At 58.7% G+C, this 14,189-nt stretch carries 10 protein-coding genes; 6 read left to right on the plus strand and 4 right to left on the minus strand.

Features of this window, described 5'->3' with window-relative positions; genetic code table 11:
- Window positions 1-233: 233 nt before the first annotated feature.
- Complete coding sequence (locus Q2941_RS08560) at window positions 234-2,015, minus strand: adenylate/guanylate cyclase domain-containing protein (protein ID WP_458192187.1); 1,782 nt, start codon at window positions 2,013-2,015, stop codon at window positions 234-236.
- Between the two features lie 295 nt (window positions 2,016-2,310).
- Between Q2941_RS08560 and Q2941_RS08565 the strand changes: the two genes are divergently transcribed.
- On the plus strand, window positions 2,311-2,724 hold the full coding sequence (locus Q2941_RS08565; RefSeq protein WP_458192188.1) for a hypothetical protein: 414 nt from the start codon (window positions 2,311-2,313) through the stop codon (window positions 2,722-2,724).
- 1,120 nt (window positions 2,725-3,844) lie between these two features.
- Here Q2941_RS08565 and Q2941_RS08570 read toward each other — a convergent pair.
- Window positions 3,845-4,024, minus strand: coding sequence for a hypothetical protein (locus tag Q2941_RS08570; protein WP_458144993.1), 180 nt, complete (start codon window positions 4,022-4,024; stop codon window positions 3,845-3,847).
- 900 nt (window positions 4,025-4,924) lie between these two features.
- Here Q2941_RS08570 and Q2941_RS08575 point away from each other — a divergent pair.
- From Q2941_RS08575 to Q2941_RS08585, 3 genes are all read left to right on the plus strand, one after another.
- A complete protein-coding gene (locus Q2941_RS08575) occupies window positions 4,925-6,151 on the plus strand; it encodes an ArsB/NhaD family transporter (RefSeq protein WP_458192189.1) in 1,227 nt (408 codons plus the stop codon).
- A 474-nt stretch (window positions 6,152-6,625) separates the two neighbouring features.
- Window positions 6,626-7,522: an AraC family transcriptional regulator gene (locus Q2941_RS08580; RefSeq protein ID WP_458192190.1), complete on the plus strand. Its 897-nt coding sequence runs from the start codon at window positions 6,626-6,628 to the stop codon at window positions 7,520-7,522.
- A gap of 71 nt (window positions 7,523-7,593) precedes the next feature.
- The gene (locus Q2941_RS08585; RefSeq protein WP_458192191.1) at window positions 7,594-7,773 is read left to right on the plus strand and encodes a hypothetical protein; all 180 of its coding nucleotides are present in this window, start codon (window positions 7,594-7,596) and stop codon (window positions 7,771-7,773) included.
- 1,124 nt (window positions 7,774-8,897) lie between these two features.
- Here Q2941_RS08585 and Q2941_RS08590 read toward each other — a convergent pair.
- Window positions 8,898-9,338: a hypothetical protein gene (locus Q2941_RS08590; RefSeq protein ID WP_458192192.1), complete on the minus strand. Its 441-nt coding sequence runs from the start codon at window positions 9,336-9,338 to the stop codon at window positions 8,898-8,900.
- 392 nt (window positions 9,339-9,730) lie between these two features.
- Between Q2941_RS08590 and Q2941_RS08595 the strand changes: the two genes are divergently transcribed.
- Together Q2941_RS08595 and Q2941_RS08600 are read left to right on the plus strand one after the other, a co-directional pair.
- Window positions 9,731-10,711: an ABC transporter substrate-binding protein gene (locus tag Q2941_RS08595; protein ID WP_458192193.1), complete on the plus strand. Its 981-nt coding sequence runs from the start codon at window positions 9,731-9,733 to the stop codon at window positions 10,709-10,711.
- Window positions 10,712-10,904: 193 nt separating this feature from the next.
- Window positions 10,905-12,257 carry a transposase gene (locus Q2941_RS08600; protein WP_458192194.1) on the plus strand — a complete coding sequence of 451 codons (1,353 nt, stop codon included), beginning with the start codon at window positions 10,905-10,907 and terminating at the stop codon, window positions 12,255-12,257.
- 222 nt (window positions 12,258-12,479) lie between these two features.
- Here the strand turns inward: Q2941_RS08600 and Q2941_RS08605 are convergent, their stop codons facing one another.
- Window positions 12,480-14,186 (minus strand): SulP family inorganic anion transporter, encoded by a 1,707-nt coding sequence (locus Q2941_RS08605; RefSeq protein WP_458192195.1) that lies wholly within the window; start codon window positions 14,184-14,186, stop codon window positions 12,480-12,482.
- Between the last annotated feature and the right edge of the window lie 3 nt (window positions 14,187-14,189).

Below are 14,189 nucleotides of genomic sequence, written 5' to 3' on the forward strand. Positions count from 1 at the left end.
ACGACAAGGCCGTGGATAAGGCCGTGGATAAGATTGTTCTACCTCGTCCTCGAATCCCATGATGGAAGGGCCCTGGTGCCGATTCCGAAGAGAAGCGCGAGCCCGCGAGCGACATCGACACTGCAGTGGCGGATAGTCTGAAAGTGCTTGACCTCAAATGGCCGATTAGAGAAGCAGACATCGAACGGCACGCGAAACCGGCAGCGTCGGTCGAAAATGACCCAACTCGGACATCAGCCCTCAGGCACCCCGGCCATTCGCATGCCCTCAATCGTCCGGTCACGCCAAGCAAGGAAGGTCGGATTGTCGCTCCGTGCATTACTGGCATCACGAAAGCGGCGAATGGTGAAGCTTGGATCGAGCGCAAGTCCCGCTTGCACCGCGGCCCGCGCTTCGTCCAGCTCCCCGAGCCGCGCCAGTGCAGCCGCGAGATTGAAATGCCCGATGGAAAAATTCCGGTTTACGTCGAGGCCCCGGCGCATCCAGGGGACTGCTTCGGCATCGGCACCGAGCTGCGCCTTGGCAAGGCTAACCCATACCATCCATCGATGGGCCATGGTGTCGCGAGGAGAAAGGCGGAATGCCTCGTTAACGTGAGGTTCGGTTTCTGCGCCTCGACCAAGAAGAAACCTGGCGTACCCGATGAGAGCATGAGCGCCGGCCAAATTGCGATCCAGCGCCAGTGCCTGCTCGCATTCAGCGATGCCCTGTGCCATGCGTTTCGTAGATATTTGCACACCGCCCAGAGCCAAGTGGGCCTGCGCGTCGTTTGGTGCAAGGGACAATACTTTGGTTAGGGTCGTCTCGGCTGCCGTAAGCCGCGCTAACCAGTCGTCGGTCATAAAGGCAGCTCCAAGTACGGCATCGACCCGCGCCAAACCGACCATTGCCTCGATATTTCCAGGATCGAGCGCCATGGCCTTCTCAAAAAAACTGCGCGCGTGTGCCATGTGATCGGGCGTCCACCCTTTGTTGAACCAAGCTCTACCTTGGAATACCAAGTCCATCGCGTCTGGATGTGGTGAACGCTCCGCTCGCCGGGCCTCGGCGGCAATGAGTTCGGCATCTAATGAGTTGGCGAGCCTCGATACGATTTCGTCCTGCATGTCAAAGAGGTCGGCAACGGGCTTGTCAAAACGCTCCGCCCAGAGGTGGTTGCCGGTTTCGGCATCGACCAGTTGCACGTTGACCCGAAGGAGGTTGCCACCACGTTGCACCGACCCTTCGAGCACGTAGCGGACGTTCAACTCACGTCCGAGCCTCACTACGTCGACCGCCTTACCTTTGAAGGTGAACGCGGTGTTGCGCGCAATCACGAACGCGCCATTGATCCGCGACAAGTCGGTGGTCAGGCTCTCGGTCACGCCATCGACGAAGTAGTCTTGCTCGGGATTGCCTCCGATGTTTGCGAACGGCAAAACAACGATGGACAACCGGGGAGTTGATGATGGCAGCGAAGCAGCTCGGTCGGTTTTCGCGTTCGGGCCAACGGCATAGGCCCGCACCGGGTCGTCGATGTTCTTGAGGTTCTGCTCACCCAGATCGGCAAACTCAACGCCGACCTTGCCTCGGACTTGATCGTAGGCAGCAGACGAGATGCAGATGCCGCCCGGTTCTGCGATGCTTTCAAGCCGCGCAGCAATGTTAACTCCGTCGCCGAAGATGTCGTGGGGTTCAACGATTACGTCACCGATATTGACGCCCACGCGGAATACAATGCGTCTCTCTTCCACGTCACCGGTTGTAAGCTCGCTAACGCGCGCTTGGAACTGCACCGCAGCTCGGATGGCTTCGACCGCGCTCGGAAACTCCGCCAAGAACCCGTCGCCGGTGTTCTTCACGACACGGCCGCCGTGTTCGGCAATTGCCGGGGCGACGGCGTCGGTTAGGAGCGCGGCCAGTTTGGCATGGGTCGCCTCTTCGTCATTGTGCATCAACCGCGAGTAGCCAGCTACGTCGGCGGCCAATATCGCCGACAACCTCCGCTCGACCCGGACTGACCGCTCCTGCACCATGGCCCACGATCCAACCTGGATGCGATTGTACGACAGATCAGATGGGATGCCCACTAAGGCTGATGTCGCATATTGGCCCTTCGCGTCATTTCGTTGCCACGCAGTAAGGAGGTCGCTTTCGGGGAAGAGCAGACATCGAACGGGCAGCCGAGACCCGCAGAGGCGGTCGAAGATGACCCAACTGCGACATCGCCGGGCGGAATTTGCGGTGATGCATAAGATGCGGTGTGATAGGGTGCTTCGTTGGGGAATACCAAGTAACAATTCGCTCGGGAGCTAGCAGGGGCATAGCGTCATGCTGGTCGTGTGCTGGATTCCGCTAATCGGCTTTATCGCGCCTATGGGGCTGTGGCTAATACCATTGCCGGCGATGGGGCGCGACCTCGACGGGCGTTATGCGAACTCTCCACTCAAGCTGTGGTTTGACCAACTGAAAAGCCGCAACGGTTCCTGCTGTTCGAATGCCGACGGCTACGTCGTCGAAGATGCCGACTGGGAAGCGAAGAACGGTCACTATCGCGTGCGAGTGTCTAAGAACCCCGCCTCCAAAATCATGGTGTGGGTCGATGTGCCAGACAATTCCGTCATCACCGAGCCTAATAAGGCCGGGCGGACCATGGTCTGGCCTGTATATGTCGAGGGCGAACCAGACGATGAGGGCTATCCACACATATGGATCCGCTGCTTTATGCCAGGGAGCATGACTTAGATCGGCGGCTCTAATGCCGAGGGGATGATCGGGTGAGGCGAAGAGAGTCTGCTTCTGGCCCACCGCGACCTATTGGACCGCCGCACGACCTCGATCGCTAACGGGGCATAGCGGAAGCGACAGGCCGACGTCTATCGCAGAGGACGACGCTCGTGACCCACAACGGACTCCGGCCACCTGCGCGAGAAACTAGGCGGGTATGGGCGCTCTGCGGTTCGGAGCAGTCTAGGGCAGTCTAGGGCGCGCCTAAATAGAGGGCCGTACCGGCGTTTTCATGTATCGTCCGATTTAACCGGCGGAGATAAGAACGTGCGATATGCTTTGGTCATCGCGATGTTGCTTGGGTCGACGCTTCTTGCTCAGGCGGAGCCTATCGATCGTAACAAGTGGATTGCGCAGACTGGAAGAGCGAGCAAATCCTGCCTCGCTAAATTTCGGCACAAATTCGGGGAAGACAACGGACACCAATACTCAAACTGTATGACAGATCAAACTAACAAAGCGATCGATGACTGCGTTGGCAGTGGTGAGTTTTCTAACTGTGTTTTGGAGAAATCATTGAGGGTATTGGAAGTCTGCGATCTATTGAGCTGCTGAAAGTACACGTTTCAGGTTGCCTTACCTAATACCGTGAGGGGGGCTCGAGAGGCGATTGAATAACATCGGGCTGTCGCCTATTGGCCCATCGCGGCACTTCGGTGCGAGGCCGAATTTGGTCGCGACCGGGGCATAGCGGACATCGATGGATGGACCCTCCTGCTGTTACCACAGCGGCGGCCGCTCGTTTAAGCCGAGCAGTTTGAAGTCAAGGGTGGGGACGGATCCCGGCCCCCGTAAGCGATTGAGTGCAGTCAGGTACCGTTACCAGCCGCGTCCTTGATGGCGCTAGCCTTGAGCCCGTTGCGAATGGCGGGCTCTCTTCGATAGCGCCTCAGTTGGCGGTCTGGGCCTGTAGGAGCCGGACATAGGTCCCGCTCTCGTGTGGCTCGAGCCAGCCGCGCTCGACCGCCATCTTTGATGCCGGCGTGGTAGTGTAGTCCGCCATGTCCTCATTACGACAGCACCGGATTTTGCATTAGCGCGACTGAGGTGTTGGTAGTTTGGGGGTGAAGCCAGCAGGTTAACGTTGGTGTCCTAGACCAACTCCAAGGCTACGCGCCTTCTGCCTCAACGAGCCCTCGGACCGCTTCATCAGCTTCGAAAGCTTTGCCACTGGGGTGCGGGCTTTGGAATGTGCCTTAAGCAGCTTGACGTCGTCTTTGGTGTACTCTTTGCGCTTGCTCTTCGTCTTCTTTGCCACTTGATTTTCTCCAACGTGATTACGCGCGGGGTTAAAGTGATGATGCGAATGCGTCAAGCACAGGTGGGCATGGCGCGCTGGTTCAGGTAGGTTCTGGCTGCAGCCGGAGGGGCCGCGGATTGGTCAATGGACGCCGACGAGAGTTTTTATTAACGGCACAGGCATCGCCAGATTATCAGGGAGGCTGCCGCCGCCGGGCTTAGAGTGGGAGTTGAGCTGATGGGAGATCCTGGCCTATTGTACTGCGTTGCTGTGGACCGTGGCCTGATGGAGGGTGGTTCAGATGAAGATGCTTTTCACATCTCTGGTCGGCGTTTCGCTCCTCGGATCCGCGATGACCGCTCAGGCGGACACGATTTACCCGACGAAGCGATGTCGTGTGTACGATGACACTTCATTCATTCAAATTCCCGGCCAGTGCGGAACCATACTGCCGTATTACCCCCGAAAACTATTTGTCCGTCCCTGGAGGCCGCCCCGCTGTTGAGCGCTGGTATTGAGCACGACAACCCAGAAGGCCCGTGAACAGCTACGCGAAGGCGGCCCGCGGTCATGACAGAAGCCCGCCACCTTGCCGAATACCTACGGGGTTGCCAGAGTATTTCGTGAGGAACGTTGTGACGGCAGGCTTTCAAATCGAAAGCTGTCTTGTTGCGCTCGCTAATCGTTCGTGAATTGCCCACACCTGACGCCGTAGAAATACTGATCCAGCTATGGTGGTGGGTTTGTTGATTACGGGTTGCATCGGCGTCTTGGCTGTAGGTGCCACATTCGCGGGGCGATCGAGCGTCGCCGGCGCGCTGATTGGCGTAAGCGCAAGCTGTCGGCCTCGCATTTTGACCCATTTGAGACATGGCTTGCATCTTGTCTTTGGCGCTAGGCGAAGGCTTGATGGGCAGAATGAACTGGATGCCTGAAACAACGAGTGCTGCTGCGTGGCTGATCTTTCTTGCAACCTACGCCGTCGTGGCCCTCGGCAAGATACCCGTATACCGGATTGACCGGGCTGGGGCGGCCCTGCTTGGTGGCAGTTTGATGGTCGCCACCGGCGTATTGTCGCTCGAAGAAGCGTATCAAGCGGTCGATTTCAATACGATCGTGCTGCTGCTTGGCATGATGATCGTCGTCGCCAATCTCCGGCTTTCAGGATTTTTTCGCGTCATCACCCGCTGGATCGCAGCTTACGTTAGACGGCCGATCACGTTGCTTGGAATGATAATTTTTTCCTCCGGGGTTCTCTCAGCGTTCCTGGTCAACGACACGATCTGCCTGGTGATGACCCCGCTCGTGCTCGAACTTATGACACGGCTAAAGCGAAACCCGATTCCCTACCTCTTGGCGGTCGCGACCGCGTCTAACATCGGCAGCGTCGCGACCATCACCGGAAATCCCCAAAACATCATGATTGGAAGTCTCTCCGGTATTCCTTACGGCGATTTCGCCGCGGCGCTTGTGCCGGTCGCAGTCATCGGGCTCATGATCACTTCTGTTCTCATCGCATTATCCTACCGGAGCGAATTCTTTACGCGTGATCAGTTCGATACAATCGACATATCAGCGCGCTACCATGGACCGCTGTTGGCGAAGTCCATTGTTGTTTTGGCGGTTATGGTCGTGCTGTTCTTCTTCGGCCAACCAGTCGCCAAGGTGGCCATTGTGGGCGGTGCTTTTCTGCTGCTCACGCGGCGCGTAAGACCTGAAAAGGTTTATATCGAGATCGACTGGCCGCTTCTTGTGATGTTCGTCGGGTTGTTTGTCGTCATCGGTGGGCTCGAGAAAGCAGTGATCACGGCCGATGTCAGCGCTGCGATCGCCCACCAGCACCTCAATAACCCAACAATCCTGGCCGGCGTCACGGCCGTGCTGTCCAACCTCGTTAGCAACGTTCCGGCCGTGCTTCTTCTCAAGTCATTTGTTCCGAATTTGCCGGATCCGCAACACGCTTGGCTCGTAGTCGCGATGGCGGCGACGCTGGCTGGAAATTTTACTCTGGTCGGTTCTGTTGCCAATCTTATTGTCGCGCAGCGTGCGAAGGCGCGAGGCGTTGAGTTAAATTTCGGGGCCTACTTCAAGGTGGGTGCGCCACTCACGGTCCTGACTATTGCTTTTGGGCTTTTGTGGCTCTGAGGCAGCTCGATCGAATTTAAGCTGACACCTAAGGCGGCAAGACCAGCCTAATGTCCGTTGCTGGCCCAGAGCGTCGGTCTTGCCTTGTCCGCTTTTCCGCCGCTTCTGAGAGTAAAGCGGACGTAGCTTGGACGGACCGCGACTTCCGAGCCTGACCCGAAGGCGACTAGGGTGTGTACCGCAGATGTGCGCGATTCAGCTCAAGCGTAGGTCGTGCAGAAATGTGCAGGTTGCTGCCGATGACCTAGGCAGCCTTGCTTGATCTACATCAAATCTTGGTCCGCACCGCCATAATTAATTCTCCGGGTATATCGCTTAGCTTTGATGTAAAAAATAGTCGAGCAAATTTGCGTGTGAGGAGCGGAAGTGGCGTGGAGTAGAGTTTGTAGCTTTACCGATCCGCTGGCTTGCCAAGCAGCCTTCCCGTATTCTGACATTGAGATACTTCCCACGACGAAAGATTTTCGGGTCGAGATGACCCAGGTCGCCATGAGCCGGCTCTGGTTGCAACGTACTCACTTATCGTCGCCAACAGTCAGCATCGCCACAATCAAGCCCGGTCGGCGATCGATCGGCTTTCTTACCGAGTCCAATTTGTCACCGTATCATCACTGTGGAATCGAGGTCATGCCCGGCGAAATCATTGACAACACGCTTGAAGCTGAGCATCGACGATGCGGCCCTGGTCTTGACTACGGCGCTATGTCCATCCCAACCGACGAGCTTGATACTGCAGTCGAAGCGATAATTGGCTGCGAGTTGATGGAAAAATCAGAACGGCACATTTTTCATCCGCACCCTCAATTGATGTCACGGCTGCTGAAGTTACACCGGGCGATCGGACAGCTCGCGCACGACACTCCCGATATTTTGCAACTGCCGGAGGTGCTTCGCGCGCTGGAGAATGAATTCATACACGGCATGATCAGATGCCTCGCCGATGCGGTCGACGAAAAGACCAGCACTCGTGGCCGACGCCATGATGCGATCATCGCGCGGTTCGAAGAGTTTCTGGAGGCAAATCCCGACCGGCCGCTCTATCTCACCGAAATCTGTGCAGCTATCGGTGTCGCGGAGCGAACGCTTCGCGCCTCCTGCGAAGCGCATCTGGGCATGGGACCGATCCGATTTCTCACTCTCCGTCGAATGCACCTCGTGCATCGGGCGTTGCTGAGCGCGGTTCCATGGACGTCAACCCTCACTCGGATAGCTACCGACCATGGCTTTTGGGAGCTCGGCCGCTTTTCGGTCGCCTATCGCGCACTGTTCGGGGAGTCGCCCTCGGAGACATTGCGGCGCCCCGCGGAGCAATTGGACGTCCATCCGAGTCGCCCATCATCGCTCGCAGCGGCAGGTTTGTGGGTCGCTTGAACCGGCACAGGTGGGGCGGTTATCCTAGGTAAATGTCGTGCCTCCCGGTTTGGAGCAACATCCGGCTTGCGATGACAACAACCGATGCACCCGCCTTTGAGGTATTAGCGGAGTACTACCGCAGCGAGGCCGAGGTGTGCCGCCAAATGGCGGCGGCAACCGGCGGCTCTCAGAAAGAGGAATGGCTGCAGCTTTCCGCAGAATGGATCGGGTTAGCGAAAGAAGCCGACGCAATGTGGTGGCTTACCTGAACGCCGGGCATGTCCCAAAAGCCCCTCCAGAACGATCCCGAACGGCCGGGAGTTGACTGTTTTACGAGGCGCCAAGCCGTCAGAATTGGCAATTGAACAGCCCACCAGATTCGAGCTTATTGTCAACCTCAAGATGCGAAGGCGCTCGGTCTCACGATCTCGCCCACACTGCTTGCGCGCACCCATGACGTGATCGAACGGTCACCAAGTGCTGCGGCGCACGAGTCCGGAATTGGCCCCAAGCGGCTGACCCGGCACGTCCGCCAGATGTCCGCTCTTTGAGGGTGAAGCGCACAGCGGTGGGCCGCCAGATTTGCACGGTCCATCCTTGGCCCAGCTTCAAGAGAGGACCACGAGCCACCGGACGAACGTTAGAAAGCGAACAGACGGCTCCCGGTATTTCAGTATCGATCACTCAAAACCGGCGAATCCCCTGGCCTAGTGAGCATCGAATGGAAAATTGTGTGACTGTGAGCGCCTATGGAAGGCAACTTGATCAGCTGCGCGAAGAGGCTTCCCGCATTTCACGAGGACATAAGGTGGACTGGTGGGTCGAGCGTGGTCACAAAGGGACGCGCCGAAGCGAAAAAAGCCTTCGCTTCGATCTGCGAAAACTTCGCCGTTCAGTGCATTGAAACCTAACGGGAGAGGCCCGCCAGCGTGAACCGGCGGGCTCGTTTCCCACACCCCACGACCGGCTGTAGCCCGCAGCCGCTCCGAGCCGTATCCGTTGCATGGTCTTCCCGGAAGCCCCATTTCCTAGGCGTCGCCCTGGGGGTGATCGAACATGCCGGAATACAGGGCCTACATCTTTGACGCAGACGGCCACGTTGAGCTTAGCATCGACCTAAACGTTGCGACCGAGCAGGAGGCCAGAAAACGAGCTAAACAGCTCGTTGACGAATGCGTTGTCGAGCTTTGGGACGGCCCTGTTCGAATAGCTAGGTTTGAACCGGAAGAGCCGGAAGAGTAAGGCCGAGAGCCATGCGACCCCACCCTCGGCGAAATGCGCGACATGGGCGTCCTAACATGGCGGTTGCGGCTCGTCGGTCCCGCCGGCCAGTGCAATACGGCGTCAGGTTCGTTGCATCGAAAAGGGCGCGAAGAGAAGGACGGGAACGGGACTACTTCATGTCGATGCGCACCCACCCCCAATTGGCGTACACCTCCACGCCAATTTTCGGACCGCGAAGCACCAGCACGACGCCGTTCTCATTTCGCAATCTCACCCAGCCAGCGCCAGCCCCGAGGGCAGCGCCAACGCCCAATCCAGTGTAGCTCCCCGCGAGATCGCTTGGAGTGCGAAGGTTGAAGGCACGACCTCCAAATTCGCTCGCCGAAACGCCGAGTGTGGTACCAACGGTCGCGCCAGACGCTTCAAAGGGATACTGTTTACCGTGAAATGTCAGAATGCCTCGGCCAGCTCCAGCAGCGGTGATGAGCCCTCCTTTGCCGAAGATTACCCGCAGCGTACCGGTATCTGCTTGCGACGGAGCAGCGGCTGCGCTCCAAAGGACTAGGGTCACTATGGTGCAAAGGATTGAAGTACGAACGTAGGTCGTCATGCAGCATCCGCCCAACGCCAGCGCATTCGAAATCCCATTTCAAGCCTAGCAACCTCATCTTTGATTTGGATCAATGCTCGTTCCTGTCGCTCTGATTCTGATTCGTCCTTTCGTCTCGGCCGTTGCCTGGGGGCGAGCGTTGCGGGCCGCAAACGTGATCGTCCACCAATGAGAAGCGGGGGCCAGTCGCGTGCCCTGGACCTTAGCTGCCGCCTGCGGCAAGCGCCGAATATGTCCGATTATTGGGGTAGATCGGACCTGATCCAGAGGCTGCCAAACCGACGCAACTGACCCAGAGCGGTCATCCGGTTCGTGATTTTTCTGTGACGCACAACACCGGCTTATTGTGATAGCCTCAACTTGCTCCATGTCGTCGGCGCGGGAGGCTTCCCATGAGGCGACGCGAATTCATTACTCTGCTCGGCGGCACGGCCGCAGCATGGCCGCTTACTACGCACGCGCAGCAGCCCAAGAATATCCCGCGGCTTTGCTTCCTTACGTTTGATCCAGGTACGTTCAGTCGACGCGAAGCGTTCTTCCAGGCCCTGCGTGACCTCGGTTACGTGAACGGACAGACAATTACTATCGACTACCTTTCCGCAGACGGCCATGGAGAGAGGTTTTCAGCCCTCGCCGCAGAATGTCTGCGCTTGAAGGCGGATATCATTGCCGTAAGCACCACCCCGGCCGCTCAGGCCGCGAAGAACGCAACCCGCACGATCCCGATCGTCATGATTGCACTTGGCGACCCTGTCGGAACGGGGCTCGTAGGCAGCCTCGCCCGACCAGGGGGAAATGTCACCGGGATGTCGATGATGGTCCCCGAGCTTGCGGTCAAGCGTCTTGAGCTGTTGAAGGAGGCCGTGCCCGGAATCTCGCGGTTGCTCGTGCTGACTTACCTCGCAGACCCGATTGCGCCGCTACAGGTGAAAGCACTGAACAAGGCGGCCCCATCAATGGGTGTGGCGCTACAAATCCAGGATATCAAGAGTGCTGATGACCTTTCGGCCGCGTTCGACGCTGGAGCCGCGGAGCATGCTGAAGGACTCCTCACGACGGCCGAGAGCATATTCGTTGCTCTACGCGCACGAGTGAACGAACTCGCGATCCGCCGCAGATTGCCGTCGATGTATCCTTATTCGATCCAAGTCACTGATGCCGGTGGCCTGATGGCCTATGACGTGAATTATCCTGATCTCGAAAGGCGTGCCGCGAGCTACGTGGACAAGATCTTGAAGGGTGCCAAGCCGTCCGATCTTGCTATCCAGCAGCCGACCAAATTCGCGCTGGTGATAAATCTCAAGACCGCCAGGGCGATCGGCCTGACGATCTCAGAGTCCTTCCTCCAGCGCGCCGACCAACTGATCGAATAAAGGCGCCACTTCCGGTCATGGCCCTTCGGCGACATCCTGATCGCCACAAAGAATGTCCGCGTTCGAGGGCAAAGCGGAAAACATTTGCTCGGGCTGAGTTCTTCTCAGTTTGACCGATTCTGTTGAAAAAGGCGGTTGTTGCGACTCAGAGATACCAGTGATTCAGTCTGCTTAGTTGGCAGGACTGAAGATCATGATGGGGCATCGGCAAGTCGAACAGGCTGCGTTGTTCTATGAGTTCTCGCTCGATAAGCATATTCCCGCCGACCATCTGCTACGGTCGATCGACAGGTTTGTCGACCTCGAAGAGGTCCGGCGGGGCCTAGCGCCTTTCTACAGTAGCATCGGTCGGCCTTCGATCGATCCGGAGCTCATGATCCGGATGCTCCTGATCGGTTACTGCTGCGGCATCAGATCGGAGCGGCGCCTGTGCGATGAGGTCCACCTCAATTTGGCCTACCGGTGGTTCTACCGGCTCGGTCTGGACGGTTCGGTGCCGGATCACTCGACTTTTTCCAAGAACAGGCATGGTCGCTTCCGGGAGAGCGATCTCTTCCGTCGAGTGTTAGAGAGCGTCTTGCGCCGCTGCATCGAGGAGCGACTTGTCGGTGGTGAAGGATTTGCAGTCGATGCGAGCTTGATCAAGGCCGATGCCAATCGGCAGAAGGGGATCGAAGGCGACAAGGGTCTTCCACCGGAGGCCGCCGGCCGAGCGATCGATGAGTATCTGGCCGTCCTCGACGATGCCGCTTTCGGAGCAGCGACCGAGGTCACGCCGAAGTTCGTGTCGCCCTCCGACCCAGCGGCGCGCTGGACGGGAGCGCACGGCGGCCAAGCCTTCTTCGCCTACTCGACGAATTACCTGGTCGACGTCGAGAACGCGATCATCGTCGATGTCGAGGCAACCACGGCAATCCGACAGGCGGAGGTGTTGGCCGCCAAGCGCATGATTGAGCGCTCGCTCGACCGGTTCGATCTCTATCCGAGCCGGCTCCTCGGCGACAGCGGCTATGGCTCGGCCGAGATGCTCGGATGGTTGGTCTACGAGCACGGCATCGAGCCACACGTCACAGTGTTCGACAAGTCGGTCCGCACAGACGGGATATTCTCGCGCGAGGACTTCACCTATGACCACGCAGGTGACGTGTATCGCTGTCCTGGCGGCAAGGTACTCACCACGACCGGAGCGCTGGTGAACGATGGCGCCACGATGCTTTACATGGCCAGCAAGCGCGATTGCGATCGGTGCGCACTGAAGTCCCGGTGTTGCCCCAAGCAGCCCTCACGGAGGGTGCCGCGCTCAATCTATGAGGGCGCTCGCGACATGGCCCGCCAGATCGCAAGGTCGTGGGAAGGAGGCACCTCGCGTCGGCTCCGCAAAAAGATCGAGATGCTGTTCGCGCACCTCAAGCGCATTCTCAAGCTCGACCGTCTACGTTTACGAGGTCCAAACGGTGCTCGTGATGAGTTCACCCTCGCAGCCACCGCCCAGAACCTTCGCAAGATGGCCAAGCTGATCCCGATGCAATCCCTCAAACCCGCATAACGGCCGTTTGGCCCCATCGGCGCTGGCGCCAATACATCGGGACTACTGCCGCCTTTTTCAACGGAATCGACCCAAATGATACATAGATGGCGTAGGTCCAACATCATGGCGGATCCCTCGGTATGCGGGTGGCCTTTTTGCCGGCCGTGCAAATTGGCGAGCTGCCAATCGCTGCCGAACATCAGCCTAGCTTCGGGCACGATCGAGAGATTGCGAAGAGGATTACGGTGACGCCGACTTTGTTCGTTCGGCCTCAATCGCTCTGCCCTTTGCGTTTTCGACGCGCACGACATCGAGGGCTTCGTGAAGCGTCTCGAAAATGCGCCCATCGCCGAGCGCCGCGCTTACGCCGTGTCTCTTGAGATCTGAGTGCAGGGCTGGGGCGACGCGCCCGAACGCCACGCGAAGGTTTTTTGCTGCCAGTTCGCTGACGAGATCTCGCACGGTCCGGGCGGCCGAATAATCGACGTTGGTCACTGCCCCAGCATCGACGACAAACCACCGCACAGGTGCGGGAGCGCAGTCGATAAGGGTGCGGACGTCGTCGGCGAACCGATCGGCGTTGGCGTAGAACAGGTCGGCGCCGAATCGGTAGACGATGAGACCCGGCTCGGTGTCAATTCCGGGCCGAGCCGGCATCGGGGTCCAGCGGCCTGCCGCGTTCGGCACCAGCACCATCCTGTGAGGGCGGTAGCTGTGCCGAACGTGCCGGACGAGCGAGAGTGCGATGGCTAGGAGGATGCCCTGTTCGACGCCGATTCCCGGCACGGCCGCCGCGGTGCACAAGGCGAGAAGGAATTCGCCGCGGCTTTCGCGCCAGATAGTGCTAAGGCTTTGCACATCGATCATACCGGCCGCGATCGTGAACACAATGCTCGCCAGCACGCAGTGGGGCAAGTATTGCAGAGGTCCAGTCAGGAACAGCAGCACGATGACGACGATGGCTGCGAACACGACTTGTGCCACTTGGCTTCGCGCACCCGCCCTGTCTGCCATGGCTGTCTGGGTCGGACTGCCGTTGACGACGAAGGCACCGCTGAGTGCCGCGCCTGCATTTGCGGCCGCCAGTCCCAGGATGTCTGCGTCCTCGTCGACGCGCTCTTTGTGCAAAAGCCCGTAAACGCGCGATGTTGCTGCGCTCTGCGCGATGATCATCACGAAGCACGAGATCGCAACCGGAAGAATATCAAGAGTTTCGCGCCAGCTCACGTCCGGCCATCTGAGCGACGGCAGGCCGCCCGGAACTGGGCCGATGACCGTGACACCTCGTTCGGCGAGACGAAACCATGCGCTCGCGGCAATCATTCCGATCACCACGATGAGTGGGATCGGTAAGTGGGGGGACAACTGGCGTCCCACCAGGATCGCCGTTACAACCAAGACCGACAAGCCTAGCGTAAGCCCATTGAGATTCTGCAATCCGAGCGCGATCTCCTCGAGTTGGAGAAGAGTGCGGTGGGAATGGACCGCGAGGCCAAGCATGTCGCCGAGCATCGCAATACCGACCTGAATGCCGACGCCAGTCAGGAACCCGACGAGCGCCGTACGCGATAGAAAATCGGCAAGAAAACCCAGCTTGAAGACGCGCGCGAGCAGCAGCAAACCCGCGGTGAGAAGTGTCAGCATGCCGACCAGCGCCATGTATTTTTCGCTAGCAAGCGGCGCCATGCGCGAAAGTGAACTCGAAAATATCGCCGCGGTGGCGGAGTCGGCCGCCACGACGAGATGACGCGAGGAGCCGAAGATGGCAAAGGCGGCCAGCGGCAGCAGAACTGTATAGAGACCGGTGACCACCGGCGTTCCTGCGATGCGGGTGTAGCCGAGAACCTGAGGGATGTTCATTGAGGCGAGCGTCAAGCCCGCCATCGCGTCCCGCGCAGCCGCGCGCAGTCCGATCGGCAGCAGGCCTGCGAGGATAGCAAAACGCATCGC

The organism is Bradyrhizobium sp. UFLA05-153, from assembly GCF_054185185.1.

Coding starts and splice junctions, on each gene's coding strand:
- Q2941_RS08560 (WP_458192187.1), bottom strand. CDS start 2,015: ATGGTGCAGGAGCGGTCAGTCCGGGTCGAGCGGAGGTTGTCGGCGATA.
- Q2941_RS08565 (WP_458192188.1), top strand. CDS start 2,311: ATGCTGGTCGTGTGCTGGATTCCGCTAATCGGCTTTATCGCGCCTATG.
- Q2941_RS08575 (WP_458192189.1), top strand. CDS start 4,925: ATGAACTGGATGCCTGAAACAACGAGTGCTGCTGCGTGGCTGATCTTT.
- Q2941_RS08580 (WP_458192190.1), top strand. CDS start 6,626: ATGACCCAGGTCGCCATGAGCCGGCTCTGGTTGCAACGTACTCACTTA.
- Q2941_RS08585 (WP_458192191.1), top strand. CDS start 7,594: ATGACAACAACCGATGCACCCGCCTTTGAGGTATTAGCGGAGTACTAC.
- Q2941_RS08590 (WP_458192192.1), bottom strand. CDS start 9,338: ATGACGACCTACGTTCGTACTTCAATCCTTTGCACCATAGTGACCCTA.
- Q2941_RS08595 (WP_458192193.1), top strand. CDS start 9,731: ATGAGGCGACGCGAATTCATTACTCTGCTCGGCGGCACGGCCGCAGCA.
- Q2941_RS08600 (WP_458192194.1), top strand. CDS start 10,905: ATGATGGGGCATCGGCAAGTCGAACAGGCTGCGTTGTTCTATGAGTTC.
- Q2941_RS08605 (WP_458192195.1), bottom strand. CDS start 14,186: ATGCGTTTTGCTATCCTCGCAGGCCTGCTGCCGATCGGACTGCGCGCG.